This is a genomic window from Pseudomonas sp. CCI1.1, assembly GCF_034348165.1.
Lineage (GTDB): Bacteria > Pseudomonadota > Gammaproteobacteria > Pseudomonadales > Pseudomonadaceae > Aquipseudomonas > Aquipseudomonas paracarnis.
This window is the reverse complement of sequence record NZ_CP133780.1, coordinates 6,541,817-6,567,140: the sequence shown is the minus strand read 5'-3', so window position 1 is coordinate 6,567,140 and position 25,324 is coordinate 6,541,817. Positions and strand designations below refer to the sequence as shown.

General features: G+C 62.0%; 29 protein-coding genes. 13 read left to right on the top strand and 16 right to left on the bottom strand.

Going from position 1 to position 25,324, the window contains the following annotated elements; all coding sequences use genetic code 11:
- Positions 1-12 precede the first annotated feature (12 nt).
- Both RHM69_RS30055 and RHM69_RS30050 read left to right on the top strand, forming a co-directional pair.
- Complete coding sequence (locus RHM69_RS30055; protein WP_019818253.1) at positions 13-858, top strand: AAA family ATPase; 846 nt, start codon at positions 13-15, stop codon at positions 856-858.
- Positions 858-2,036, top strand: coding sequence for a vWA domain-containing protein (locus RHM69_RS30050; protein ID WP_200599235.1), 1,179 nt, complete (start codon positions 858-860; stop codon positions 2,034-2,036). The genes RHM69_RS30055 and RHM69_RS30050 overlap by 1 nt, the downstream gene beginning before the upstream one ends.
- A 108-nt stretch (positions 2,037-2,144) precedes the next feature.
- On the opposite strand, the gene RHM69_RS30045 is transcribed toward RHM69_RS30050, so the two are convergent.
- Genes RHM69_RS30045 through RHM69_RS30035 form a run of 3 tightly spaced genes read right to left on the bottom strand, consistent with a single transcriptional unit; the run spans position 2,145 to position 4,497 of the window.
- Complete coding sequence (locus RHM69_RS30045) at positions 2,145-3,059, bottom strand: biotin-dependent carboxyltransferase family protein (RefSeq protein WP_038449459.1); 915 nt, start codon at positions 3,057-3,059, stop codon at positions 2,145-2,147.
- Positions 3,056-3,760, bottom strand: a complete 705-nt coding sequence (pxpB, locus tag RHM69_RS30040) for a 5-oxoprolinase subunit PxpB (RefSeq protein ID WP_014717494.1) — start codon at positions 3,758-3,760, stop codon at positions 3,056-3,058. Before pxpB ends, RHM69_RS30045 begins: the two co-directional genes overlap by 4 nt.
- Positions 3,757-4,497, bottom strand: coding sequence for a 5-oxoprolinase subunit PxpA (locus RHM69_RS30035; protein ID WP_014717493.1), 741 nt, complete (start codon positions 4,495-4,497; stop codon positions 3,757-3,759). Before RHM69_RS30035 ends, pxpB begins: the two co-directional genes overlap by 4 nt.
- A gap of 175 nt (positions 4,498-4,672) precedes the next feature.
- Here RHM69_RS30035 and RHM69_RS30030 point away from each other — a divergent pair, with 175 nt between their 5' ends.
- On the top strand, positions 4,673-5,593 hold the full coding sequence (locus tag RHM69_RS30030; protein WP_003189619.1) for a LysR family transcriptional regulator: 921 nt from the start codon (positions 4,673-4,675) through the stop codon (positions 5,591-5,593).
- Positions 5,594-5,707: 114 nt separating this feature from the next.
- On the opposite strand, the gene RHM69_RS30025 is transcribed toward RHM69_RS30030, so the two are convergent.
- Genes RHM69_RS30025 through RHM69_RS30015 form a run of 3 tightly spaced genes read right to left on the bottom strand, consistent with a single transcriptional unit; the run spans position 5,708 to position 7,595 of the window.
- Positions 5,708-6,250 (bottom strand): DUF2937 family protein, encoded by a 543-nt coding sequence (locus tag RHM69_RS30025; protein ID WP_034126628.1) that lies wholly within the window; start codon positions 6,248-6,250, stop codon positions 5,708-5,710.
- Between the two features lie 10 nt (positions 6,251-6,260).
- Positions 6,261-7,037: a class II glutamine amidotransferase gene (locus RHM69_RS30020; protein ID WP_014717491.1), complete on the bottom strand. Its 777-nt coding sequence runs from the start codon at positions 7,035-7,037 to the stop codon at positions 6,261-6,263.
- 30 nt (positions 7,038-7,067) lie between these two features.
- Complete coding sequence (locus tag RHM69_RS30015; protein WP_019818257.1) at positions 7,068-7,595, bottom strand: hypothetical protein; 528 nt, start codon at positions 7,593-7,595, stop codon at positions 7,068-7,070.
- 24 nt (positions 7,596-7,619) lie between these two features.
- Here RHM69_RS30015 and RHM69_RS30010 point away from each other — a divergent pair, with 24 nt between their 5' ends.
- The gene (locus RHM69_RS30010) at positions 7,620-9,662 is read left to right on the top strand and encodes a S9 family peptidase (protein ID WP_200599234.1); all 2,043 of its coding nucleotides are present in this window, start codon (positions 7,620-7,622) and stop codon (positions 9,660-9,662) included.
- Here the strand turns inward: RHM69_RS30010 and RHM69_RS30005 are convergent.
- A complete protein-coding gene (locus RHM69_RS30005) occupies positions 9,659-9,940 on the bottom strand; it encodes a hypothetical protein (protein WP_200599233.1) in 282 nt (93 codons plus the stop codon). The two genes, RHM69_RS30010 and RHM69_RS30005, sit on opposite strands and share 4 nt — an antisense overlap.
- A gap of 78 nt (positions 9,941-10,018) precedes the next feature.
- On the opposite strand from RHM69_RS30005, the gene RHM69_RS30000 reads away from it, so the two are divergent.
- The 4 genes from RHM69_RS30000 to RHM69_RS29985 all read left to right on the top strand — a co-directional run bounded on the left by RHM69_RS30000 (position 10,019) and on the right by RHM69_RS29985 (position 12,215).
- Complete coding sequence (locus RHM69_RS30000; protein WP_003189610.1) at positions 10,019-10,705, top strand: spermidine synthase; 687 nt, start codon at positions 10,019-10,021, stop codon at positions 10,703-10,705.
- Positions 10,706-10,794: 89 nt separating this feature from the next.
- Positions 10,795-11,169: a YajD family HNH nuclease gene (locus tag RHM69_RS29995; protein ID WP_200599232.1), complete on the top strand. Its 375-nt coding sequence runs from the start codon at positions 10,795-10,797 to the stop codon at positions 11,167-11,169.
- 160 nt (positions 11,170-11,329) lie between these two features.
- Positions 11,330-11,797, top strand: coding sequence for an RNA methyltransferase (locus RHM69_RS29990; protein ID WP_014717486.1), 468 nt, complete (start codon positions 11,330-11,332; stop codon positions 11,795-11,797).
- Between the two features lie 67 nt (positions 11,798-11,864).
- Positions 11,865-12,215: a DUF2892 domain-containing protein gene (locus tag RHM69_RS29985; protein WP_019818260.1), complete on the top strand. Its 351-nt coding sequence runs from the start codon at positions 11,865-11,867 to the stop codon at positions 12,213-12,215.
- An 81-nt stretch (positions 12,216-12,296) separates the two neighbouring features.
- Here the strand turns inward: RHM69_RS29985 and RHM69_RS29980 are convergent, their stop codons facing one another.
- Both RHM69_RS29980 and RHM69_RS29975 read right to left on the bottom strand, forming a co-directional pair.
- The gene (locus tag RHM69_RS29980) at positions 12,297-13,517 is read right to left on the bottom strand and encodes a hypothetical protein (protein WP_122301271.1); all 1,221 of its coding nucleotides are present in this window, start codon (positions 13,515-13,517) and stop codon (positions 12,297-12,299) included.
- A gap of 13 nt (positions 13,518-13,530) precedes the next feature.
- On the bottom strand, positions 13,531-13,980 hold the full coding sequence (locus tag RHM69_RS29975; protein ID WP_003172524.1) for a YcgN family cysteine cluster protein: 450 nt from the start codon (positions 13,978-13,980) through the stop codon (positions 13,531-13,533).
- Positions 13,981-14,133: 153 nt separating this feature from the next.
- Between RHM69_RS29975 and RHM69_RS29970 the strand changes: the two genes are divergently transcribed.
- Positions 14,134-14,727, top strand: a complete 594-nt coding sequence (locus RHM69_RS29970; RefSeq protein WP_003189601.1) for a nitroreductase family protein — start codon at positions 14,134-14,136, stop codon at positions 14,725-14,727.
- A gap of 124 nt (positions 14,728-14,851) precedes the next feature.
- Here the strand turns inward: RHM69_RS29970 and RHM69_RS29965 are convergent, their stop codons facing one another.
- The 5 genes from RHM69_RS29965 to RHM69_RS29945 all read right to left on the bottom strand — a co-directional run bounded on the left by RHM69_RS29965 (position 14,852) and on the right by RHM69_RS29945 (position 19,506).
- Positions 14,852-15,784, bottom strand: coding sequence for a D-2-hydroxyacid dehydrogenase (locus tag RHM69_RS29965; RefSeq protein ID WP_019818262.1), 933 nt, complete (start codon positions 15,782-15,784; stop codon positions 14,852-14,854).
- A 107-nt stretch (positions 15,785-15,891) separates the two neighbouring features.
- Complete coding sequence (locus tag RHM69_RS29960; RefSeq protein ID WP_014717482.1) at positions 15,892-16,185, bottom strand: YcgL domain-containing protein; 294 nt, start codon at positions 16,183-16,185, stop codon at positions 15,892-15,894.
- Positions 16,182-17,315, bottom strand: coding sequence for a ribonuclease D (rnd, locus tag RHM69_RS29955; RefSeq protein ID WP_014717481.1), 1,134 nt, complete (start codon positions 17,313-17,315; stop codon positions 16,182-16,184). Before rnd ends, RHM69_RS29960 begins: the two co-directional genes overlap by 4 nt.
- 122 nt (positions 17,316-17,437) lie before the next feature.
- Positions 17,438-18,037, bottom strand: a complete 600-nt coding sequence (locus RHM69_RS29950) for a class I SAM-dependent methyltransferase (RefSeq protein ID WP_200599231.1) — start codon at positions 18,035-18,037, stop codon at positions 17,438-17,440.
- Between the two features lie 98 nt (positions 18,038-18,135).
- Positions 18,136-19,506, bottom strand: coding sequence for a glutamine synthetase family protein (locus RHM69_RS29945; RefSeq protein ID WP_102666234.1), 1,371 nt, complete (start codon positions 19,504-19,506; stop codon positions 18,136-18,138).
- Positions 19,507-19,871: 365 nt separating this feature from the next.
- Here RHM69_RS29945 and RHM69_RS29940 point away from each other — a divergent pair, with 365 nt between their 5' ends.
- Entirely contained in the window at positions 19,872-20,645 is a 774-nt protein-coding gene (locus RHM69_RS29940; protein WP_014717478.1) for a transporter substrate-binding domain-containing protein, read from the top strand.
- Positions 20,646-20,738: 93 nt separating this feature from the next.
- Here the strand turns inward: RHM69_RS29940 and cynR are convergent, their stop codons facing one another.
- Complete coding sequence (cynR, locus tag RHM69_RS29935) at positions 20,739-21,590, bottom strand: transcriptional regulator CynR (RefSeq protein WP_014717477.1); 852 nt, start codon at positions 21,588-21,590, stop codon at positions 20,739-20,741.
- Between the two features lie 113 nt (positions 21,591-21,703).
- On the opposite strand from cynR, the gene RHM69_RS29930 reads away from it, so the two are divergent.
- The 3 genes from RHM69_RS29930 to RHM69_RS29920 are packed head-to-tail and all read left to right on the top strand — an operon-like array spanning position 21,704 to position 23,739.
- The gene (locus RHM69_RS29930) at positions 21,704-22,345 is read left to right on the top strand and encodes a carbonic anhydrase (RefSeq protein WP_019818265.1); all 642 of its coding nucleotides are present in this window, start codon (positions 21,704-21,706) and stop codon (positions 22,343-22,345) included.
- A gap of 28 nt (positions 22,346-22,373) precedes the next feature.
- Complete coding sequence (gene cynS / locus RHM69_RS29925; RefSeq protein ID WP_014717475.1) at positions 22,374-22,844, top strand: cyanase; 471 nt, start codon at positions 22,374-22,376, stop codon at positions 22,842-22,844.
- A 55-nt stretch (positions 22,845-22,899) separates the two neighbouring features.
- Entirely contained in the window at positions 22,900-23,739 is an 840-nt protein-coding gene (locus tag RHM69_RS29920; RefSeq protein ID WP_014717474.1) for a cache domain-containing protein, read from the top strand.
- Between the two features lie 56 nt (positions 23,740-23,795).
- On the opposite strand, the gene RHM69_RS29915 is transcribed toward RHM69_RS29920, so the two are convergent.
- Positions 23,796-25,313 (bottom strand): MDR family MFS transporter, encoded by a 1,518-nt coding sequence (locus RHM69_RS29915; protein WP_322255438.1) that lies wholly within the window; start codon positions 25,311-25,313, stop codon positions 23,796-23,798.
- Between the last annotated feature and the right edge of the window lie 11 nt (positions 25,314-25,324).

The window sequence follows — 25,324 nt, the reverse complement described above, 5'->3', positions numbered from 1 at the left end:
GAGGAATGACCGATGAAGTTCGAAGGCACCCAGGCCTATGTGGCTACCGATGACCTGAAACTGGCCGTCAACGCCGCCATCACCCTGGAGCGGCCGCTGCTGGTCAAGGGCGAACCGGGCACCGGCAAGACCATGCTTGCCGAGCAACTGGCCGAATCCTTCGGTGCCAGGTTGATCACCTGGCACATCAAGTCCACCACCAAGGCGCACCAGGGCCTGTACGAGTACGACGCGGTCAGCCGCCTACGCGACTCCCAATTGGGCGTGGACAAGGTGCACGACGTGCGCAACTACCTGAAGAAAGGCAAGCTGTGGGAAGCCTTCGAGTCCGAAGAGCGGGTGATCCTGCTGATCGATGAAATCGACAAGGCCGATATCGAGTTCCCCAACGACCTGCTGCAAGAACTCGACAAGATGGAGTTCTACGTCTACGAAATCGATGAGACCATCAAGGCCAAGAAGCGCCCGATCATCATCATCACCTCCAACAACGAAAAAGAGCTGCCGGACGCGTTCCTGCGCCGTTGCTTCTTCCACTACATCGCCTTCCCCGACCGCACCACCCTGCAAAAAATCGTGGATGTGCACTACCCGGGCATCAAGAAAGACCTGGTCAGCGAAGCGCTGGACGTGTTCTTCGATGTGCGCAAGGTGCCGGGCCTGAAGAAAAAACCTTCCACCTCCGAGCTGGTCGACTGGCTCAAGCTGCTGATGGCCGACAATATTGGCGAAGCGGTGCTGCGCGAGCGCGACCCGACCAAGGCCATCCCTCCCCTGGCCGGCGCCTTGGTGAAGAACGAGCAAGACGTGCAGTTGCTGGAGCGTCTGGCGTTCATGAGCCGTCGCGGTAATCGCTGATGCTGCTTAACCTGTTCAATGAGATGCGTGCCGCCAAGGTGCCGGTGTCGGTGCGCGAGCTGCTCGACCTGATCAACGCGCTCAAACAGCGCGTGACCTTCGCCGACATGAACGAGTTCTACTACTTGGCACGGGCGATCCTGGTCAAGGACGAGCGGCATTTCGACAAGTTCGACCGGGCCTTCGGCGCCTATTTCAACGGCCTGGAAAAGCTCGACGACCACCTGCAGGCGCTGATCCCCGAAGAATGGCTACGCAAGGAATTCGAACGTTCCTTGAGCGATGAGGAACGCGCGCAGATCCAGTCCCTGGGTGGCCTCGACAAGCTGATCGAGGAGTTCAAGAAACGCCTGGAAGAACAGAAAGAACGCCACGCCGGTGGCAACAAGTGGATCGGCACCGGCGGCACCAGCCCCTTTGGTTCTGGCGGCTACAACCCCGAAGGCATTCGCGTCGGTGACGCCGGCAAGCGTCAGGGCAAGGCGGTGAAAGTCTGGGACCAGCGCGAGTACAAGAACCTCGACGACCAGGTGGAACTGGGCACGCGCAACATCAAGATCGCCCTGCGCCGCCTGCGCAAGTTTGCGCGCCAGGGTGCGGCCGAAGAGCTGGATATCGATGGCACCATCGACCACACCGCTCGCGATGCCGGCTTGCTGAATATTCAGATGCGCCCCGAACGGCGTAACACCATCAAGCTGTTGCTGCTGTTCGACATCGGCGGTTCGATGGATGCCCACGTGAAGATCTGCGAAGAGCTGTTCTCCGCGTGCAAGACCGAGTTCAAGCACCTGGAGTACTTCTATTTCCATAACTTTGTGTACGAGTCGGTGTGGAAGAACAACCAGCGTCGCACCTCGGAGCGCACGTCCACCCAGGATCTGCTGCACAAATACGGCGCCGACTACAAAGTGATCTTTATCGGCGATGCGGCCATGGCGCCCTATGAAATCACTCAGGCCGGCGGCAGCGTCGAGCATTGGAACGAGGAGCCGGGGTATGTGTGGATGCAGCGCTTCATGGCCAAGTACAAGAAGCTGATCTGGATTAACCCCTACCCAAAAGACACTTGGGGCTATACAGCGTCGACGGGGATTGTTCGCGAGTTGGTGGAGGATCAGATGTACCCGCTGACGCTGCGCGGGTTGGAAGAAGGTATGCGCTTTCTCTCGAAATAGGCGGTGTTTTGACCGGCCTCATCGCAGGCAAGCCAGCTCCCACATGTTGACTGCATTTCAAAGTTGGAATGCATTCCTCCGTGGGAGCTGGCTTGCCTGCGATGCTTTTTAGCGATCGGCAAACTGCTGCAAAAACTTGATGTGCTGCCGATGCGCAGCCTCCTGCACCACCGGTGCCAACCGCACCTTCTCCCCCGGCAGACACTGCGCCAGCCGCGCCAAGGATAAAGGTGTCAACGCGCCCAACCGCGGGTAACCGCCGATCGTCTGCCGGTCATTGAGCAACACAATCGGTTGCCCATCCGGCGGCACCTGAATCGCGCCCAATGGAATCCCTTCGGAAATCAACGACGGCCCCTGATACTGCAACGGCGTGCCGAGCAAGCGCATGCCCATGCGGTCTGCACGGCTGTCCAGAGCCCATTCGGTGTTGAAAGCATCGAACAGGCTCTGCCCGCTGAACTGGCCTATCTGCGCGCCGATGATCACGTCCAGTGATGCAGCGGATTGCACATCCGGGTTGGCCAGCACCTTCATTGCACCGCCCGTACCGGAATACGCCAACCGCCCGCCTTCGGCCAAGGCCTTGCCGAAACCGTCCACCCCGCCCAACGCTTCGCGCACGACCGTGGCACAACTGCCCAGTACAGCCTGCGCATCAAAGCCACCGGGCGCGGCCAGATAAGCGCGTGCCCCATTGAACGGCTGGGTGAAGCGCAGTCGCTGGCCCTTTTGCAGGATAAAACTGCGACCGGGGCTTATCGCTCGCTCATCGACATAGGCGCCCAGGTCCGCACCGGCCAAGGCCAGCAGGCAATAATCCTCGGCCTGCACGGTAAAGCCCCCCAGGGTGATCTCCACCACCGGCGCATCCAGGGCATTGTCCAAAAGCCAGTTGGCCCAGGACATCGACACCCAATCCAGCGCGCCGCCCTGGGTCACGCCCAGGTGGCGTACGCCAAAACGACCGGCGTCCTGCAACAGGCACAGCGGCGTGCTGGCCTCGATGATCAAGCGGCTCATGCCTGCGCCTCCAGCGGCGTGTCGTCGCCACCCAAGTGGATGAATTCGGCGTGGCTGACCGAGGCGAAGCGCACCGTGTCGCCGGGTTGCATCAGGCTGTAGCCGTCGCGCTCCCGGTCGAACAGTTTGGCCGGGGTGCGGCCGATCAGGTTCCAGCCGCCCGGGGACACCACCGGGTACGCGGCGGTTTGCCGTTCGGCGATGCCGACGCTGCCGGCAGCCACGCGTTTGCGCGGCGTGTTCAGGCGCGGCGTGGCAAGTAGCTCGTCCACCAGCCCCATAAAGGCAAACCCTGGGGCAAAACCGAGGGCGAACACTTGGTACTCGTGGGCGCTGTGGCGGCGGATCACCTCCTCCACGGCCAGCCCGCTGCGCTGGGACAGCAAGTTCAGTTCCGGGCCGACACTCAGGTCGTACCACACGGGCAGCACATGGCACTGGCCACTGCCCTGCGCCTGGGGTTGCAGATCGGTGAGGGCCTGGTCGATCAGCGCCCGGGCCTGGGCCGGGGTCAGCGCCGTGAGATCGTAATGCACCATCAAGGTGGTGTAGGACGGCACCAGGTCCACCAAGGCCGGGCCAAAACCGTGGCGCAGGCGCTCGGTAGCCGCGAGCATCCACGGCATGTTGGCTTCGGCGATCACGTCAAACAGACGCACCATCAGGCAGTCGATCGCCACCACTTCGATGCGTGGGTTCATGCTGTTTTCAACGCTTCGCGGATACGCTGCACGGCAGCGACCGAACTGGCGTTGTCGCCATGCACACACAAGGTATTGGCTTGTAGCACCAATGGGCTGCCGTCGCTGGCAATCAGCGATTCGCCACGGAAAAGGGTCAGGGCCTGCTGCACGATGGTGTCGGCGTCGTGATGCACCGCGCCGGGCAGTTGGCGAGACACCAGATGGCCGTTACTGTCATAGGCACGGTCAGCGAAGGCTTCGAACCACAGGGTCACCCCGTATTCGTCGCCCAAGGCTTGGGCCGCGCGGTTGTCGCGGGTGGCCAGCAGCATCAGCGGCAGGTCGCCGTAAGCGGCCACGGCCTGGATCACCGCACGCAACTGCGCGGGGTTGGCCATCATGTCGTTGTACATCGCGCCGTGGGGTTTCACATAGCTGACGCGCCCGCCCTGGGCGCGGCAGATGCCGTCCAGCGCACCGATCTGGTAGTGCAACAGGTCCTGAATTTCCTGCGGCGTGTAGTTCATGGAGCGCCGGCCGAAGCCTTGCAGGTCCTGGTAGGCCGGATGAGCGCCCACTTGCACGCCGTGCTTGAACGCCAGGCTGACGGTCTTGCGCATGATGCTCGGGTCGCCGGCATGGAAACCGCAAGCCACGTTGGCGCAATCAATGAACGGCATGACTTCGGCGTCCAGACCCATGGTCCAGTTGCCAAAGCTTTCGCCGATGTCGCAGTTCAGTAGCAGGCGGCTCACGGGGGGCGCTCCTGTAGGCTTTGTTTTCTTGTAGTGTGGGATTTTTTACGCAGAACTCGCAACTTGTCCTGACACCCCAACGACGCTTATCGTGGAATAGCTCGATTTTTGGCGCTTGCCCGGTGCGACGTCCAACTAATAAAAACCGATCCATGCATAAGAAAAAGTTGATCCCATGAATTTGAAGTTCCTCGAAACCTTCGTCTGGGTGGCCAAGCTCAAGAGCTTCCGGCTCACGGCCGAGAAGCTGTTCACCACCCAGGCCTCGATCTCCAGCCGCATCGCAGTGCTGGAAAGCGAGCTGGGGGTGAAACTTTTCCTGCGTGATTCGCGTGGCGTGAGCCTGACCCCGGAAGGTTTGAAAGTGCTCGACTATGCCGAGCAGATGATGGTGACCATGCAGGGCTTGAAGCAGTCCCTGGAGACCACCAGCAGCAAGGTTGGGCGCATTCGGATCGGCGCAATGGACACGGTGATCCACACCTGGCTAAGCCCGCTGGTTGCTGAGCTGATGAAGCTGTACCCACTGGTGGAAATCGAGCTGGTCGCCGACACTGCGCTGAACCTCAGCGATCAACTGCAAAAAGGTTTCCTCGACCTGATCCTGCAAACCGACCTGCTGCGCCTGGAAACCGTGCGCAGCCTGGAACTGGCCAGCCACCCCATGGCCTGGATCGTGGCCAGCCAGTCGATTTACAACCGTGACTACGCCTCCCTCGCCGAGCTGGCCCAGGAGCGCATCATCACTTACTCGAAAAACTCCCACCCGCATCAGGACGTATTGAGTTTGATGCAGGCCAATGGCGTGGCCGCACCGCGCATGAACTGCGTGAACTCGGTGTCGGCGATTACCCGGTTGCTGCGCGATGGCTTCGGCATCGGCGCACTGCCGCCGGTGCTGGTGAGCGAAGAACTGGAGCGAGGGGAATTGGTCATGCTGCCCATGGCCCAGCGTCTGCCGAACTTGCAGGTGGTGGTGTCGTGGCGTGTGGGGGTGGAGTTGGTGGAGGAGATTGTGGGGTTGTGCCAGAAAGTCGTTGCCCGCTATGCCGAGCAAGTCGGTGCAGAACGCATGCAACTGAATAAACCCGACTGATCGTTCCCACGCTCTGCGTAGGAATGCAGCACAGGGCGCTCTGCCCCCTCACGCGCGACGCGGAGCGTCAGAAAAAGCATTCCCACGCGGAGCGTGGGAACGATCAGTGGGTCGTTAGAGGCCCTTGAGGTCCCGCTCTTCGATGGGCCGGCTCTGGCGCAGGCGCCGGCCACCCAGCACCACCCAGTCGATCAAGCGGTACAGGCACTCGATGCCGAACGACAACAGCATCGCCCCGCCCAGGCCCCAGCCCATGGCTTCAGGCGTCAGCAGAATCTGGTAGCTGTAGCCATTCCAGGTCTCCGAACGGATATCCGGGTCGGCAGCCACCGCCACTTGCAGGGCACGGATGTACCACGGGCCCTGCATGGCCTGGTATTGCTTGTCCAACTCGAGTTGGCGATCGAGCATAGCGCCCAGGCTGCTGGCGTCGCTCTGGAACACCGGGTCATCGCTGGCGCGGTAATGCGCCACCAAGGCTTGCATATCACCGTTGAAGAACTGCTGCGCCGTGGACTCGAAACCGCGCAAGCCGGTCTGGGCCTCGATCAAGTGGGCTTCGACGCGCTTGGCGTAGTCATTGATAAACCCCGGCACCTGCACGCCGACCAACAAGCCAACGGCAAACAGCACCAACCGCAGATAGCTAAGCAACATGCTCGATTCCTTACTTGGTAACGCCCTGGCTGACACATTCACCGCGTCGCCACAGGCTCCATTGGCCCGGTTCGTAGCGGGTCCAGTTTTCGTTGTCGGTCAACGGCTCGGTGGCGATCACCGTTACCACGTCATTGGGGGTGGTTTCGGCCTGAAAATCGACGATCACGTCGACATCTTTCAAGCGCGCCGGGCCAAAAGGCGCCCGCCGGGTGATCTGTGCCAGCTTGGTCGAGCAATAGCAGAACAGCCAGTCGCCGTCGCTGAGCAGGCAGTTGAACACGCCCTTGCTGCGGTATTCGGCGCAGGCGGCGATCAGGTCGGGCAGCACCTGCTCGATGTCCACCGGCTCGGGGAAGGCTTCGCGCACACGGTTGAGCAAGTCGCAGAACGCCGCTTCGCTGTCGGTATCGCCCACCGGGCGGTAGAAGGTGGCGCGGGGATCGAAGTCTGCCAGTTGGCCGTTGTGGGCAAAACACCAGTTACGCCCCCACAGCTCGCGCACGAACGGATGGGTATTGGCCAGGCTGACCTTGCCCACATTCGCTTGGCGAATATGGCCGATCACCACTTCGCTCTTGATGGGGTAACGCTGCACCAGCAACGCGACTTCCGACTCGCTACTGGCAGCCGGGTCCTGGAACAGGCGCAGGCCACGGCCTTCATAGAAGGCAATGCCCCAACCGTCGCGATGCGGGCCAGTGCGCCCACCGCGCTGCATCAGCCCGGTAAAGCTGAACACGATATCGGTGGGGACGTTGGCACTCATGCCCAATAATTCACACATGCCAGGGCTCTCGCTGCAGGGCAAACAACGTTAAAGGCGCGGTTCGACCCGCATACCACCGGCAGGCGCCGGGCGACGGAACGGTTCGTCGTCTTCCGGTTCGGCGGCCAAGGCGGCATCCGCAGCCGCCTTGCGCTCACGGCGAGCGTTGGCGGCGCGTTCGATGGGCCAGCGGATCAGCACAAACACGATGTACAGGGCAAACACGATCATCGTGTACATGAACAGGTCGGAAATGGCGCGCCAGGCGTTGTTGCCGACCTTGAGCACCAAGTCCAGGGCAGTAATGGCCACGGCCGGCGCAAACTGGGTCTTGACCGGGTCGACAATGGTCGGGCTGAGCAGCAACACCGCCATCAGCAATTGCAGGGGCTCGCGCAGCCAGCGCCAGATCCAGCGGGTCATGCGCCACCACACCAACAGGCAGCCCAAAGCGGCGAAGGCGTAAAGGCCCCAAGCGGTCAGATAGTCGTTCTCGGTCATGGTGTCCATGGCAAGGTTGGCAAACAGGCGGCTATGATAACGGCTTTTGCGTGTCGCGGCTGCAATGCCTGCCACCGTCTGCCAGATAGGGAATTATCCATGCCTATTTCCACCGCACCGATTGCCCGCAAGGCCCCAGGCCCAGACCCGTACGCCTGGCTGCAAGAACGCGACAACCCTGAGGTGCTCGACTACCTCAAGGCCGAAAACGACTGGCAGGAAGCCCAACTCGCCGATCAGCAGGCGTTGCGCGAGACCCTGTTCGACGAGATCAAGGGCCGCATTCTGGAAACCGACCTGTCCCTGCCCTCCCCTTGGGGCCCGTATTTGTATTACACCCGCACTACCGCCGGTGACGAGTACGCCCGCCACTACCGCTGCCGCCGCCCGGCCGATGACAGCAACCAGGTGGACGCCAGCAGCGAAGAACTGTTGCTGGACCCGAACGTGTTGGCCAATGGCGGCTTTTTCTCTCTGGGCGCGTTCAGCATCAGCCCCGATCACCAACGCTTGGCCTACAGCCTCGATACCAGCGGCGAAGAGATTTACACCCTGTTCGTGAAGGAATTGGCGACCGACAAGGTCAGCGAACTGGCGTTCGACAACTGCGATGGCAGCATGACCTGGGCCAATGACAGCCTGACCCTGTTTTTCGGTGAGCTGGACGACACCCATCGCCCGCACAAGCTGTATCGCTATCGCCTGGACGGCACCGCCGCGCAGGAAGTGTTCCACGAGCCAGACGGCCGTTTCTTCCTGCATTGCTACCGCTCAAGCTCCGAACGCCAACTGTTGCTGGCCCTGGGCAGCAAGACCACCAGCGAAGTCTGGGCGCTGGACGCCGAGCAACCGCACCTGGCCTTCACCTGCCTGGCGCCACGGGTCGAAGACCACGAATACGACGTCGACCACGGCAAGCGCAATGGCCAGTGGACCTGGTTTATCCGCAGCAACCGCGACGGCATCAACCATGCGCTGTACGTGGCAGCCGACACCGGCACGCCGCCCACCGAAGCCGACTGGCAGAACCTGATCCCCCACAGCGACGAGGTCATGCTTGACGGCGTGAGCCTGAACGCCAACGCCATGACCTTGAGCCTGCGCATCGGTGGCCTGCCGGTTATCGAAGTACACCCCGAGAACGTGCCGGCCTATCGGGTGCAATTGCCTGACGCCGCCTACAGCCTCTACGTACAGAACAGCCTCGAGTTTCCCAGCGACAAGATCCGCCTGCGCTATGAGGCCTTGAATCGCCCGGCCCAAGTGCGCCAGCTCGAGCTGGCGACAGGCGCGCAGGTCGTGCTCAAGGAAACCCCGGTGCTGGGCGTCTTCAACGCCGACGATTACATCAGCCAACGCCTGTGGGCCACTTCTGCCGATGGCACCCAGGTACCCATCAGCCTGGTGGTCAAGCGTGACCAGCTCGGCAAGCCGACGCCGCTGTACCTGTATGGCTACGGTGCCTACGGCTCAAGCCTGGACCCGTGGTTCTCCCATGCGCGCCTGAGCTTGCTCGACCGTGGCGTGGCGTTTGCCATCGCCCATGTGCGCGGCGGCGGTGAGCTGGGTGAGGCCTGGTATCGCAACGGCAAGCAGGAACACAAGCAGAACACCTTCAGCGACTTTATCGCCTGCGCCGAACATTTGATCGCCGAGGGCCTGACCACCTCCCCACAACTGGCGATCAGCGGCGGCAGTGCCGGCGGCCTGCTGATCGGCGCGGTGCTCAACCAGCGTCCGGAACTGTTCCAGGCGGCGATTGCGGAAGTGCCGTTCGTCGATGTGCTCAATACCATGCTCGACCCGGAACTGCCGCTGACCATCACCGAGTACGACGAATGGGGCAACCCCGAGGACCCCGAAGTGTACGCGCGCATCAAGGCCTACGCGCCCTACGAGAACGTCCGTGCCCAGGCTTACCCGGCCACGCTGGTGATCGCCGGCTATAACGACAGCCGCGTGCAGTACTGGGAAGCCGCCAAGTGGGTGGCCAAGCTGCGGGATACCAAGACAGACGACAACCTGCTGCTGCTCAAGACCGAGCTGGGTGCCGGCCATGGCGGCATGAGCGGGCGCTATCAGGGCTTACGTGACGTGGCCCTCGAATATGCCTTTGTGTTCAAGACCCTCGGTCTGGTCTAACCGCCCGGCGTTTTCGGCTTGCTGTCGTTTTGCTGCAGGCCAGGGACCGTCTGGTCCTTGGGCGGCGCCGGCAGCACGATGGGCGCCAGCGGTGGCGAGCCATTATGGGTCTTGGGCGCAACGGGCGGCGTGACTTGCGGGTACAACGTGGGCGTTGGCGTGCCCGGCGCGCCTGGGGTTGGCGCGGGCGCGACCGGTACGGTTTGTAACTCCTGAGCCTGCGCGGTACCCAATGCGAGCGCGTTCAACACAATGACCGTTAGAATGCTGCACTTCATCGATGGCTCCATGGCCTGACCGGAATGCCCTAAGGCTACTCCCAACCGCGCAAGAATGCCCTTCCCAATGAGATTTCCATGAAACGTTTCGTTCTGCTGGACACCACCCCAATCCCCGACAACGGCGGCGCCTTGTGCCTGTTCGAATACGGCGAGGACTTTGTCATCAAGATCCAGGGCGGTGACGGTGGCCAGTTGATGAACACGCGCATGCACGGCTCCGAAGATGCCCTGGCGGAGATTCCCTGCCGCAAAGTGGCCGGGCGCCCGGGTTCTCGGGTGCTGATCGGCGGCCTGGGCATGGGCTTTACCCTGGCCGCGGCGCTCAAGCATTTGGGCAAGAGCGCCGAAGTGGTGGTGGCCGAACTGGTGCCCGGCGTCGTGGAGTGGAACCGAGGGCCGCTGGGGGAGAAATCCGGACGCCCGCTGCTGGACCCGCGCACCGTGGTCCGCCAGGAAGACGTGGCCAAGGTACTGCAGGCCGAGCCCCAAGGCTTTGACGCGATCATGCTCGACGTCGACAACGGCCCTGAAGGGCTCACGCAAAAAGCTAACAGTTGGTTGTACTCGGCCAGTGGCCTGGCCGCGTGTGCCAAGGCCCTGCGCCCCAAGGGCGTGCTGGCCGTGTGGTCGGCCAGCGCCGACAAGCTGTTCAGTGACAAACTGCGCAAGGCCGGCTTCAAGGCCGAAGAAGTGCAAGTATTTGCCCATGGCAACAAGGGTACGCGGCATACCATCTGGATTGCAGAGAAGCTCAAGGGCTGATCGCGGTTGATTCAATCGCGCCAATCCCCTGTGGGAGCAGCTAGAATCAACCTTGTCCGTGAACCACCCAATAATAGCCAGGAGCCATGATGAGCTCGAACAACCCGCCCCCCCACACCGCCAAGCTGGACCGCATCCTTGCCGATGCCCAGCGCGACCGCGAAATGGGCTACCGCGATAAAGCCTTGAAGATGTACCCCCACGTGTGTGGCCGCTGCGCCCGTGAATTTGCCGGCAAGCGCTTGAGTGAACTGACCGTTCACCACCGCAACCACAACCATGATGACAACCCCCAGGACGGTTCCAACTGGGAGTTGCTGTGCCTGTACTGCCACGACAACGAACACTCGCGCTACACCGACCAGCAGTACTTCGGCGAAGGCTCCACCAGCAGCCCGAGCATTGCCAAGGCGACGCACAACCCGTTTGCGGCGTTGGCGGGGTTGATGAAGAAGGACGACTGAAGCTTTTCTTTGCCTGTTCCGGCCTCATCCCAGGCAAGCCAGCTCCCACAGTAGGAATGCATTTCCCGGTGGGAGCCGGGCTTGCCCGCGATGACGATCGTCCAAGCACTGCATCCCCCCAGGCCGTATAATCGCCGTTTTTCTCAAGGCACCCTTCCCCGTGGGCAATAAACGCTACAGTTGCATCGGTCTGTACAACCCCAAATCCCCCGAAAACGTCGGCTCGGTGATGCGTGCCGCCGGCTGTTACGGCGTGGCCTCGGTGTTCTACACCGGCGTGCGTTACGAGCGCGCCCGGGATTTCATCACCGACACCAAGAAGGTGCACCACGATATCCCGCTGATCGGCATCGACGACCTGAAAAAGATCCTGCCCTTAGGCTGCATCCCGGTCGCCGTGGAATTGGTCGACGGCGCCCGCCCGTTGCCTGAATACACCCACCCCGACCGCGCGCTGTATATCTTCGGCCCCGAAGACGGCTCCCTGGACAAAGAGATCCGCGATTGGTGCGAGGACGTGGTGTACATCCCCACCACCGGCTGCATGAACCTGGCGGCCACGGTCAACGTGGTGCTCTATGACCGCCTGGCCAAGGGCAACAACACCCGTTCGGGCCCCAAGTACTGATATTACGGGAACATCCGGCACATGCGCGCAGTCAGCTAGTAACACTTGCCCTTGTTGGAGACTGATCATGAGCGACAGCAAAACCTTGCGACCTATCATCGAAGCCACACCGTTGAAGCCTCAACCCACCCAGAACGTGCATGGCTGGGAGCGCATCGGCTCAGTGGCCGGCGGAGTGATGATGGTGGGTAAAGGCCTGCGCCGCGGTGGGATTTTCGGCTTGATCCAGGTGGCGATTGGTGGCGTGGCACTGGCTCGTGGCTTTACCGGGCACAGTTCGCTCAAGGACAAACTGGAACAGGGTCGCCAGGAAATGAACAGCGTGCGCACGAAAATCGAGCGCGCCGGGGAAGAGTTGAAGAACCTGAAGACCAAGGCTGAAGTGGCGGCTGAAAAGGCGGTGAAACCTAAAGCCTGACCTGAGACTTGGACATGCTGGAGATTCAAATGTGGGAGGGGGCTTGCCCCCTCCCACATTTGAATTGCACAGGGCTAAGGATCAGCGCAGAAGTTTGCTGTCCAGTACCACCGAAGACTCACCCATCACACTCTCGGCCAACTGCACGAACTCTTTGGTGTTGATGCTGTTCACCCGCATCACTGCCTGCGCCAGATCGTCCAGGGAGCGCTTGTTGTGGGTCTTCACGCGGATCTCACGGTCCAGTTCTTGCAATACCACCACCGAACGCGCCAGCGTCGCGCCGTTGACGTGCTCGCCTTTGAGGGTGCTGACGTCTTTGCCTTCTTTGGTCAGCCGTGCCTGGATCGCCGCATAGCGCTCATCGGTAATACCGCCGGCACGCCGCATCAACTCGATTGCGTAGTACTCGCCCAAGCCCTCGCTGATCCAGTCACTGCTGTCGTGGTCATTAAAGCGCCCGATGGCCTGCACCACTTCGCGCAGCAACGGGCTGCTGCCATTTTCGCCAACCAGCGGCGTGCGGCTGTTGAGGTAGATCGAATCGCGTAACGAATAAGCGCCCCGCCGCATCGGGTCACTGGCACCGACAATCAACAGTTTGCCAGGATGGCGCGGGAACGCGGCCTCCACCTGGGGCCAGACAAACGTCAGTAACGTCAGCGCGTCCATGCGGCGCATCCCCTGGCCCTTGGGCGAGGCCACGGTGACGTCGGTATCACCCAGGCGCAGGCGGCGGCTGCCGAGGTTGCCCGCCAGCATCCAGCCGGTGGGGCGGTCGAACAGGCGGGACACGTTGTCGATGCGGAATTTGTTCTGGCCGATGCGCGGCCAGGCGGTTTCGACGCTCTTCCAACCCGTCGGCAGTTCAAACATCAGGCGTGAGACCAGTTCGACGCCGTCTTGCTGGTCGAGACGGGCGGCCGGCACCAGGTCTTCGCCGCGCAGTAACGCCCAGCCGGGCGTGATGCGTGTGTCATACACGCCGGGCTTGCGCGCATGGGCCAGGCGCACGCGGTAGGTCAGGCTGGCCTTGTCGGCACTGGGTTGCCACAGGCCACGGTTGCCCGTGATTTGCCACTGGCCATCGGCCTTGAAGTCGCTGTAGTCACCGTCGCGGCCCAGGTCGAAGTTCAGGCTGCGCACCGCCGCGCCTTGGGACAGGCTGACGCGCACCTCGGCCTGCTGGCTTTGGGGCAACAGCTTGACGTGGTAATCCAGGTCGACTTTCTTCGCGCACCAGCCCGGCCCGCTCAGCGCCAGCACGACCAGGCCCGCTGCCCACTTGGCGGCCACCTTCATACACATTCCTCGTTCAACCCGCGCGGAAAATCAGGTAATCCTCCCAGTCGTCCTCGGGCACGCTGCCTTCGCTGAGCATGCGCCCGGACTGGGAAATGCGTTCGTGGTGCACCGCGTCACGGTCGCCGCAGACCAGGTGATGCCACAGCGGCAAGTCCTTGCGCTCGCTGACCAGGCGGTAACCGCAGGTCGGCGGCAACCATTTGAACTGATCGGCCTGGCCCGGCGTGAGCTGGATGCAATCAGGCACCGAGGCACGGCGGTTGGGGTAATCGGTGCACTGGCAGGTTTTCAGGTCGAGCAGTTTGCAGGCGATACGCGTGTAATAGACGCTGTTGTCGTCCTCATCCTCGAGCTTTTGCAGGCAGCACAGGCCACAGCCGTCGCACAAGGACTCCCACTCCTCTTGGTCGAGGTGCTCAAGGGTTTTGCGTATCCAGAAAGGTTCGACTTTGGCGGCCATGGCTCTGCATCAGTATCGGAAGGTGAAAAGGCCGCCAGTCTAGTGCCCAAGCCCGTTGGGGCCAAGCGCTTACGACTGACGGTGTTGCAAGACTTGTCAGGCCTGGGTGCGCGCAGTAGTTTTGAATCCCGGTTTTTTCATCAGGGTCTGTCCATGAGCAATAACCCCCGCGTTGCCGATTATCCGATCCACACCCAATTTACCGAGCGCTGGTCGCCCCGCGCCTTTACCGGTGAGAGCATCCCGCAGGAGACGCTGCTGAGTTTCTTCGAAGCGGCACGCTGGGCACCTTCGGCCTACAACTCGCAGCCGTGGCGGTTTCTGTATGCGCGCCGTGACACGCCGGATTGGGAGCGTTTCCTGGGCCTGCTGAATGAATTCAACCGCAATTGGGCGCAGCATGCGTCGGCTCTGGTCATTATCGCGTCGAAAACCGACTTCATCGCCCCCGGCGCCACAGAAGAAACCCCGGCGCTGTGGCACACCTTCGACACCGGCTCGGCCTGGGGCCACCTGGCGCTGCAAGCCAGCCTCAGTGGCTGGCACACCCACGGCATGGCCGGCTTCGATCAGGAACTGACCCGCAAGGAGCTGAAGATTCCCCAGGGTTATGCGCTGCATGCGGCCGTGGCGGTGGGCAAGCTGGGCGACAAGTCGAGTTTGCCGGAGTACCTGCAAGGGCGCGAAATGCCGAGCCCGCGCAAGCCGTTGAGCGAGCTGGTGTCCGAGGGTGACTTCAGTCTCTAAGACTTGCATACACTCAATGTGGGAGCGGGCTTGCTCGCGAATGCGGTGTGGCAGCCACCCAATGTGTTGACTGATCCCCTGCATTCGCGAGCAAGCCCGCTCCCACATTTTTTTCCGCGTTTTGTCAGTAACCGCGCTCGAAATCCACTTCCCCGCGCAGCGCTTGCTTGGCCTGATACGCCCGCAGGTTCTGCACAAACAACGCCACCATCATCGGCGGCGAGGTCGGGGCCGAGCTGTGCCCGGTCAACAGCAAACCCCACGCCGTCCAGAACGGATGGCGTTGCGGCAAGGGCTCCTGGCGGCACACGTCGATCACCGCGCCGGCCAGGTGCCCTTCTTTGAGCGCCTCGACCAGGTCGGCGTCCACCACCGCCACGCCGCGTCCGACGTTGATAAATAAACCGGTGGGTTTGAATTGCTTGAACAGCGCCGCGTCGTACAGGTCATGGGTATCAGGCGTGTTGGGCAGCAGGTTGATCACGTAATCCACCTCCCCCACCAGCCGGCCCAACTGGTCGAGCCCCGCCACTTCGATAAACGGTGCCTGCTCGCGGGCCTGGCTGGCGATGCCATATAACTGCACGCCGAACGGCAGCAGAAACTCGGCCACGCTCTGGCCAATGTCACCGGTGCCGACGATCAGCGCCTTACGCCCCGCCAGGCTCTGACCCATGCGGTTATCCCATTTGCGCTCCACCTGGCTGACCAACCGCGCCAGCACTTCGCGCTCGTGGCCCAGCATGTAGGTGAGGACAAACTCGGCCATGACCTGGCCAAAAATGCCTACCGCGCGGGTCAGCCGATAGTCGCGTGGCAAGCCGTCGGCCAGCAGTGGCGTGATGCCCGCCCACGTCGATTGCAGCCATTGCGGATGATGGCCCTGGCGCAGCAGGGTCGCCAACAGATCGGGCTGGCCCAGCCACACCGGACAGTCGGCGGCCAGGCGCGAGAGTTCGGCCGAATCGCCGCTGGTCAGCACTTCGAGGTCTGGGGCGGCGTCCCTGAGCAATTGGGCGTAGAGCGGATGATCCTGTTCAGCAATCAGAACACGCATGGTTCAAACCTTTGAAAAAACAGTGCAGACGGCCGCCCGCATCCTTACGGCCACCGTCCTCTAATACGATTCCATTGAAACTGTGCCCTGAGCCGGGCACGGGTCGATCACATCGGGTCGTTGCGGCGCAGCAGCTCTTCGGGCAAGTGCTCGATGTACTCGTCCTCAGCTGGCGGCATTTGTAGGTGGTAGCCCTGCTTGTCGAGGTTTTCCAGCACCACGGTGATGTCTTCGCGCGACAGCTTGCGCTCAGGCGTCAGCACCATGTCAAAGGCGTGATGCGCCTTGCCGAACGCTTCCATCAACGGCTCGGGTACGCGCTCCAGGGCATCGCTTTTGAGCACATAGAGGTACATGCCGTCTTTTTTCTTGCTGCGGTAGATGGAGCAAATACGTTTCAAGGCTGTTCTCCGGCATTGGCCAGGCTGTCGAGCAACGCCTGGCCCATCAACTCGCGGCGCCAGCCACGCAGCGAGTCTGGCAATTGGTAAGGCCCATCGGGGTAGCCACTTTTAACCAGGGCTTCGAGGGTTTTCTTGCGCAGCATCAGTTCCGGCGCCATGTCCAGGCGCTCGGCGAAGGTTTGGCCCAAAGCCCGCAGTTGCTTGATCAACGCGGCAGCGTCCACGGGTAACGGCTCAGCCACGGCAGGCGGCCATTGGTCCATGGGCACGCTACCGGTGCGTTTGATCAGGTCCAGCAAAAACTGGCCGTCCTGGCGCACGGTGCGCGGGTGCATGTCTTCGATCTTGCCCAGGGCGGCGAGGTTATCCGGCTGGGATTTGGCCAGGGGCCACAACGAGTGTTCGCGAATAATACGGTTGCGCGGCAAGTCGCGAGCACGGGCCTGCTGCTCGCGCCAGGCGCACAGTTCACGCAACACCGCGAGTTGGGCACGGGACAATTTCCACGCCAGCTTGGCGTCGCGGTACACCTCGTAGGGGTCGATCTCGCGGCGCAGGTTGGCCACCAATTCGGCGCCGTCTTCCAGTACCCAGGCGTATTTGTCATCCGACAGTTGCGGGCGCAGACGGGTGTAAACCTCGGCCAGGTGCACCGCGTCTTCGGCGGCGTAGCTGATCTGCGTCTCCGACAATGGCCGCTGCAGCCAGTCGGAGCGGGTTTCACCCTTGGGCAACTCGATATCCAACACCGCCTGCACCAGGCGCGAGTAGCCCATGGAAAAACCGAGGTTGAGGTAGGCCGCTGCCAATTGGGTGTCGAACAAGGGCACCGGCAAGCTGCCGGTCAGGCGCGACAGCACTTCCAGGTCTTCACTGCAGGCGTGCACCACCTTGATCACCGCTGGGTTCTCCAGCAAGGCGGCCAAGGGTTGCCAATTGTCGATGGTCAGGGGGTCGATCAGGTAAGCGCGCACGCCATCACCGATCTGGATCAGCCCGGCAATAGGGTAAAAGGTGTCGACCCGCATGAATTCGGTGTCGAGGGCGACGAATGGCAACTGCTGCCATTCGGCGCAATGCTGGCCGAGGCTATCGTTGTCGCAGATCCAGTGAATATCGATGGCCACACGGCTCTCCCTTGAAGAATGGCGCGCAGTATATATCGCGAAAGGGGCTTGCGAGCATCCGCAGTGCACACGCCATCATGAAAACTCCGACAGGAGATGAAGAATAGTCCGACAAAGGGGCGTTATCCTCTCTTACGCAAAACGTAGAGGCACCATCGCCGCGAGCCCGGCAGGAACTCTTGGTAATTGAGGATTTTGAAGCCGGCTTGCCGAAACTCGCTCTCTACGGGCGTGCCCACGTTCACGGCAACAATCACCGTGTCGCGGCTGACGCGGTGAAACTCGTGCAATAACATGAGTCGCGCATCACTGTCGGGCACATGGCGAAACAAATCCAGGCAAAAAATGCAGTCCACCGCATTCGCCGAAAGGCCAATGGAAAACGCCGAGCCCTGGAATGTTTTGACACGCTTGAGCAACCCGCCCGGGTGATGGGTGCGCGCGTGATCGAGCATCGCCTGGGAGTTGTCCGAGGCCAGTATCACGCGGTTGACGTGTTCGGCCAGCACCGGCCAGAAGCGCCCGGAACCGCACGCCAGGTCGAGGATAAGCCCTGGCTCCCCCGCCACCTTCAGGGCTTGGCGTACCAACCGCGCATCGCGCCACGCCGACAGGCGCTGCAACAGCCTGGGCGGACGCGGGTCGCCACAGCCCCTGGCATGCTCACGGTCATAGCGCTCGGTGAATTCGGTCTCGATGGAGGATGGAGGTTGTGGCGACATCGCGGGCTCATGTGAATGAAACGGTAGTAAACGACCTTGATTCGCAGCTTAACCGCCGCAACGTGAAAAAAAGGTCGAAAGCCCCCCACTAAAACCGGTCACGCTTGATGCAAGTACCAGCGCCAATCCTGCTCCCCTACCTCGCCCATGAACTGGCGGTATTCGGCACGTTTGACCGCCAGGTAAACGCCGAGGAATTGGCGCCCGAACGCATCCGGTGCCCAGCGGGAGGTTTCCAGCGCGCGCAAGGTGGTCAGCCAGTCGGTGGGCAACAGTTCCTTGGCCTGGGCGTAGCCGTTGCCTTGCACCGGGGCGCCAGGGTCGAGCTGTTCGCGGATGCCTCGATGAATGCCGGCCAGGATCGCGGCGGCCGCCAGGTAGGGGTTGGCGTCGGCCCCGCAGATGCGGTGTTCGATATGCCGCGATTGTGCCGGGCCACCGGGCACTCGCAGGCTGACGGTGCGGTTGTCCACGCCCCAGGTGGCAGCGAGCGGCGCATAGCTGTTGGTTTGGAAGCGTCGATAAGAGTTGGCGTTGGGGCAGAACATCAACAGTGAATCGAGCAAGGTGCTGAGCATGCCGCCCACGGCCTGGCGCAGCAGTGGCGTGCCGTCGGCCGCTTCACTGGCAAACAGGTTATTGCCCTGGGCATCGGCCAAGCTGACGTGCATGTGCATGCCTGTACCGGCCAGGTCGTCAAACGGCTTGGCCATGAAACAGGCGGTCATTCCATGTTTGTGCGCCACGCCCTTGACCAGGCGTTTGTAGCGCACGGCTTCGTCCATCGCCTGCAGCGCGTCGGTGCGGTGTTCGAGGGTGATTTCCACTTGGCCCGGCGCGTACTCGGAGATGGCCGTGCGCGCCGGAATCCCTTGCAGTTTGCAGGCGCTGTAGAGGTCGGCAAGAAACGGCTCGATCTGCTCCAGCTCACGCAGGCCGTACACCTGGGTCGAGCGCGGACGCTTGCCATCCACATCCCGCGCCGGTTGCGGGCGGCCGTTACTGTCGGGCTTCTGGTCGAGCAGGTAGAACTCCAGCTCCGCCGCCATCACCGGGTAATAACCGTCGGCCTTGAGCGCCTCGATAACATTGGCCAGCAGGTGCCTGGGGTCGGCCACGGTGGCGGGCAGGCCTTCGGTGGGGTGCATGCTGACTTGCACCGCCGCGGTGGGGATCAAGCGCCATGGCATGCGCTGCAAGCTGCCGCTGATCGGATAGGCGCGGCAGTCGATATCCCCCACCTCCCAGACCAGCCCGGAGTTTTCTACGTCATCGCCATTGATAGTCAGGCCGAGGATGGTGCTGGGCAGAGGCCGGCCACTTTCGTACACCGCCAGCAGTTCGTCGCGGTGCAGCAGCTTGCCGCGCGGTACGCCGTTGTTATCGAGGATAAACAGCTCGAACATCTCAATGTCGGGGTTCTGTTCAAGGAAGGTCTGGGCTTCATGCAGGCTGGCAAAAACACTCATGGGAATTCTCATACGTTTGCGTCAGGCAAGCGCGCAGGCGCCGCCGGGCAGATGCGCACAGGTGCGCGTCATCCTTGGGGGTAGATCAACGTAGGAGAGAGGTATCTGGCGGGCGCGCGTGTCGGCAATGGAACAGAGCCCAGAACGCAAGCGCAGACGGCAATGTCGCGGTGTGAATGTCGGGGCAAGCGTGCATGCGCGCTTCACAGTGATAGAAAGACTTGAGCGTCACACGCGGGGATACGCGGGTAAATTCAGGCTTGACGGAGTTTGGTTGCAGTTTGGCTAAACATTCACCGCGCCTTGCCACCCTGCCCTGTGCTGGAAATAATGAGCCCCCGACCGTGCCCCAAGGATTCGACCCCATGAAAGCGCCTCTGGCCCTCTGTGTACTGGCAAGCCTGGCCACTGTCGCCCAGGCCGACACCGCTGCATCTCGCCTTGACGACGTGATTGCGCGCGGCACCCTCACCGTGTGTACCACCGGCGACTACAAGCCTTACACCTCGCTGCGCAGCGACGGCGGCTATGAAGGCATCGACATTGCCATGGCCGAGTCTCTCGCCAAGAGCCTGAACGCCAAAATCACCTGGGTGCCTACCACCTGGAAAACCCTGATGCCGGACTTTCTCGCCCAACGCTGCGACATCGCGGTGGGCGGTATTTCCGTGTCGTTGGAACGTCAGAAAAAAGCCTTCTTCAGCCAATCACTCGGAGTCGACGGCAAGATCCCGCTGGTACGCTGCGCCGACGTGCAGCGTTACCAGACGGTGGAGCAGATCAACCAGCCCCAGGTGCGAGTGATCGAACCAGCGGGCGGCACCAACGAAGTGTTTGCCCGTGCGCACTTGGGCCAGACGCAGATTCGCCTGCATGACAACGTGACGATTTTTGATGAGCTGCTGGCGGGCAAAGCCGATGTGATGATTACCGACGCCAGCGAGGCGCGTTATCAGCAGAAGCTCAAGCCTGGGTTGTGCGCGGTCAACCCGGAGCAACCGATGCAGTACAGTGAAAAAGCGTTTTTGTTGCCGCGCGATGATGTGGCCTGGAAGAGTTACGTAGATCAGTGGTTGCATTTAAGTGTAGCGACGGGGGCGTATGCGGGGATTGTGGGGCAGTGGTTGGCTGCGCCTTGAATGCGGGGTGTCGGGTAGATCGGTGTTGATTGTCCGGCCGTCATCGCAGGCAAGCCAGCTCCCACATTTGGATCCTGGGGCGTCAGCCCGGCCCTACGCCTTGATCAACGCTACAAACGCCGCACACGCAGCGCTGCGATACGCGCCCTTGCGGCTCAGCAGTGCCGCGGTGCGCTGCGGCAACGGTGGGGCAATCGCCACGGCATGCAGGCCTGCCTGGGCCTCGGCCAGTGCGCGGGGCAGGACGGTTGCCAGGGGCGTGCTGCGCACGATTTCGATAATCGCGCTGATGGAATTGGCCTCCATGGCAATCTGCGGTTTAACCCCTTGCTGGTGGCAGTAGTCGTCGATGTAGCGGCGGGTGGCGAAGCCTGTGTTCAGTAGCACCAGAGGCTGTTCGAGCCAGGCCGGTTGTGTGCGTTCGGGGTGACTGGCACTGACGACCAGGCTCAGCTCTTCGACAAACAGCGCCTCACAGTCGATCTCCAGCCCATGCTCGCCGGTAAAGCCGATGCCGATATCCAGCAGGTCCTCGCCCAGCGCGGCTTCGATACGGTCTTGGGTCAGTTCCTCGATGCTCAGGGTGATGCCCGGATACAGCTGGTTGAAACGCGCCAGCAATGGCCCGATCAGGTAGGCGGTGAAAGTCGGCGTCATGGCCAGGCGCAAATGCCCTCGGCGCAGGTCCTGCACGTCATGTATCGCGCGGGTGCCGGCTTGTAGATCCTGCAAGGCCAGCCGCGCATAACGCACATAGGCCTGCCCCGCGTCGGTCAGGCTGACACTGCGCCCGGAGCGGTCCAGCAGTGGCGCGCCCAGGCTTTCTTCCAGTTGCTTGATCTGTTGCGACAAGGTCGGCTGCGACACGTGCAGCGCCTCTGCAGCCCGCGTGAAGTTGCGGTGCTCAGCAACGGCCAGCAAGTAACGGATATGACGCAACAGCATGGGCAGCGCTCCAACTATAGGCATGACTTATAGAAAGCATAATAAACCGGTCTTGGACCCTATAGCCAAAAACTCCCATCCTTGCCCCCATCAGCGACGCAAGGAGAACCACCATGCAGCATCTCATCGACGGCTTTCGCAAATTCCAACGTGAAGCCTTTACCCCTCGCAGTGACTTGTTCAAACACCTGGCGACCACGCAAAGCCCCGGCACCTTGTTCGTGTCCTGCTCTGACAGCCGCGTAGTCCCCGAGCTGTTGACCCAGCAGGAACCCGGCGACCTGTTCGTCATCCGTAACGCCGGCAACATAGTGCCGTCCTACGGCCCGGAGCCGGGAGGTGTGTCGGCCACAGTCGAATATGCCGTAGCGGTGCTGGGCGTCAGCGACATCGTGATTTGCGGGCACTCGGACTGCGGCGCGATGACTGCAATTTCTACCTGCAAATGCCTGGACCACCTGCCCGCCGTGGCCAACTGGTTGCGCCATGCCGAGTCGGCCAAGGTGATCAATGCCGCCCGTACGCATGCCTCGGACGCTGCACGCCTGGATTCATTGGTGCGCGAAAACGTGGTCGCCCAACTGGCCAACCTCAAGACTCACCCTTCGGTCGCCCTGGCGCTGGAACAAGGCCGGATGAACCTGCATGGCTGGGTGTACGACATCGAAACCGGCGGCATTGACGCTTTGGACGGGCACACCGGGCGCTTCGTCTCCCTGCTCGACCACCCCAGCACCCGCGCCCACGCCGCCTGAACCCTAATCAACCCAAGAGGACGTCACCATGTTGCAATCCCAATTCGCTCAAACCCCACGCCTGGCCCTGGCCGACACCGTTATCGACCTCAAGGCACGCAAAAACCTGTCGTGGCAGGACCTCACCGACGGCACCGGGCTGAGCCTGGCATTCGTCACCGCAGCCCTGCTCGGCCAGCACCCGCTGCCCAAGGAAGCGGCCGACATCGTGTGCGGCAAACTCGGCCTTGACGAGGACGCCAGCCGCCTGCTGCAAAGCGTCCCACTGCGCGGCAGCTTCCCGAGCGGTGTGCCGACCGACCCAACCATGTACCGTTTCTATGAAATGCTGCAAGTCTACGGCTCTACCTTGAAGGCCCTGGTGCATGAGCAATTCGGCGACGGCATCATCAGCGCCATCAACTTCAAACTGGACATCAAGAAAGTCGAAGACCCGGACGGCGGCTCCCGTGCGGTCATCACCCTGGACGGCAAATACCTGCCGACCAAACCCTTCTGATTCGCCGCCAACCGTCTACGCTCTTGGCACACCAACAAGAACGAGGGACGGGTAAATGAAGAGACTGCTCCGATTCACTTGGCTGCTGCTGTTGTGTTGCAGCCAGGTGCATGCCGCCACGGCACAGGAAGCGGATGCCCAAGCCGCCAAGGCCCTGCTGGAAAAGGCCTTGGCGTACTACCACAAGCAAGGTGACAAGGCGTTCGCCGCCTTCAGCCGTCAGGGCGAGTTCATCGACCAGGACCGTTATGTGTTTGTGGTCGATACAAAAGGCGTACTGCTGGCCAGTGGCGGGCCCTCCTCCGCGCTCATAGGTCGCGATGTGTCCGAGGTACTCGGACCGGATTTGCGCCAATCCTTCAAGGACGCGCTCAAGGTGCCCGAAAACCAGGGTATCCAGCAGGCTGACTACCGCTGGCAGAACTGGAATGACGGCAAGGTCGAACATAAACACGTGTTTTATCAGCGCGTGGGCGAACGCATCCTGGCGGTCGGTTATTACTTGCCGCGCGCCACACCGGAACAGGCACGGGCGCTGCGCAACAAGGCGGTGGAGGCGTTGGTCAAGGATGAAGCCGGCACGCTCAAGGCGATCAACTCCTTGCAAGGCGGCTTCCTGCAAGATGATCTCTACGTATTCGTGGTGGACCTGAACACGCGGCGCTACGTCGCCCATGGCACCAACCTGCGCCTGATCAACACCGATTTTGCCAAGATCAAGGACCCGGATGGCAAACCGGTGGGTGTGCCGATCCTCCAGATGATGGCTGAACAGGACCAGGGCGAATACAAATACCGCTGGAAAAACCCGGTGACGGGCAAGGTCGAGAACAAGCACGCCTATGTGCGCAAGAGCGGGCATTTCATGGTTGCGGTCGGGTATTACAGCCCCTGATCCTGATCGTTCCCACGCTCTGCGTGGGAACGCCGCCTGGGACGCTCCGCGTCCGCTTATCTAACTTTGTCTTCACGGCCGCGCAGTACCCGATTCGGCATCGCTATCGCTGCTGCCAACCCCAGCAGCGACACCGCCGCACTCACCATCAGCAAATGCCGGAACGTCACCGCCAGCTCGCCGCGCAACGCATCCTGCGCCGGGCCGGGTGCGGCGTTGAGGCCGTCGAGCAGTACGTTGCCGGAACTGCCTTCGGCCACCAGTGCGCCGCTCGTCAAATGGGCGAAACTGGAATCGTGCAACAGCGCCAGCAGCAACGCCGACATGCAAGCCACCCCCACTGCCCCGCCCAGGGAGCGAAACAGGTTGGTGGTGCTGGTGGCCACACCGATATCCCGTTGCTCCACCGAGTTCTGCGTCCCCACCAACGAGGTCGGGAACTGCATGCCGGCGGCGATACCGCACAACAACATGAAGACGCTGGTAAGCGCCACCGCCTGGGGCGCGCTGTAGGCCATGCCGAGAATCGCCAGCGGGCTCAACACCGCGCCGCTGAGGATCATCGGTTTATAGCGGCCGGTCACCGAGGTCATGCGCCCGGCGAAATACGCGCCCATCGGCAAGCCCATCGCCAAGGGCAACAAGTGCAGGGCCGCGCTGTCGGCACCGGCGCCGGTCACGGTCTGGTAGCGCAGGGGCATCAGCACCGTCAGGGAAATCGCCTGGAAGCTGGTGATGAAAATCGTGCACCAGCACAACACCGCATTGCGGTTGGCAAACAAGTGCATCGGCAACAGCGGTTCCCGTGCGCGGCGTTCGTGCCACACAAACACGCTTAACGCCAGCAGTGCGCAGGCCAGCAACCCCAGCACTTGATCGTCACGCCACGAATGGCCCTGGCCGATTTCGGTGATGCCCAGCAACAAGGCGGTGAGGCCGACGATCATCAGCACCGTGCCGAGGTAATCGATGATCGGCTTGCGCTGCGGCACCGGCAGCCCCACCAGGGTGCGATGGGCCACGTACCAGGCGCCGACGCCCAGTGGCAGGTTGATCAAAAACACCCAGCGCCACGACAGGTACTCGGTCATATAACCGCCCAGCACCGGCCCGGCCACGCTGGCCACCGCGTACATGCTGCTGAAATACCCCTGATAACGTCCCCGTTCGCGGGGAGGAATAATGTCGCCAATGATCGCCTGGCTCACCGAGACCATCCCGCCAGCGCCGATACCCTGCAGAACCCGAGCCAGCACCAGTTGCTCCATGCTTTGCGCCAGGCCGCAAAACAACGACGCCAGGGTGAACAGGCCCATGCCAATGAGCATCATGGGCCGGCGCCCATACAGGTCACCGAGCTTGCCGTAGATCGGCACCGCCACGGTCATCGCCACCATGTAGCCGGAGATCACCCAGGCCAGCAGGTTGACGTCATGGAACTGTGCGGAAATGGCCGGCATGGACACGGCGACAATGGTCTGGTCCAGGGCACCCAGGAAGATCGCCATCATCAGCGCGACCAGGATACTGCGCACGGCGGGAACGATTGGAGCGGGCTGATTGAGGTGAGTCACGGCAGAACCTT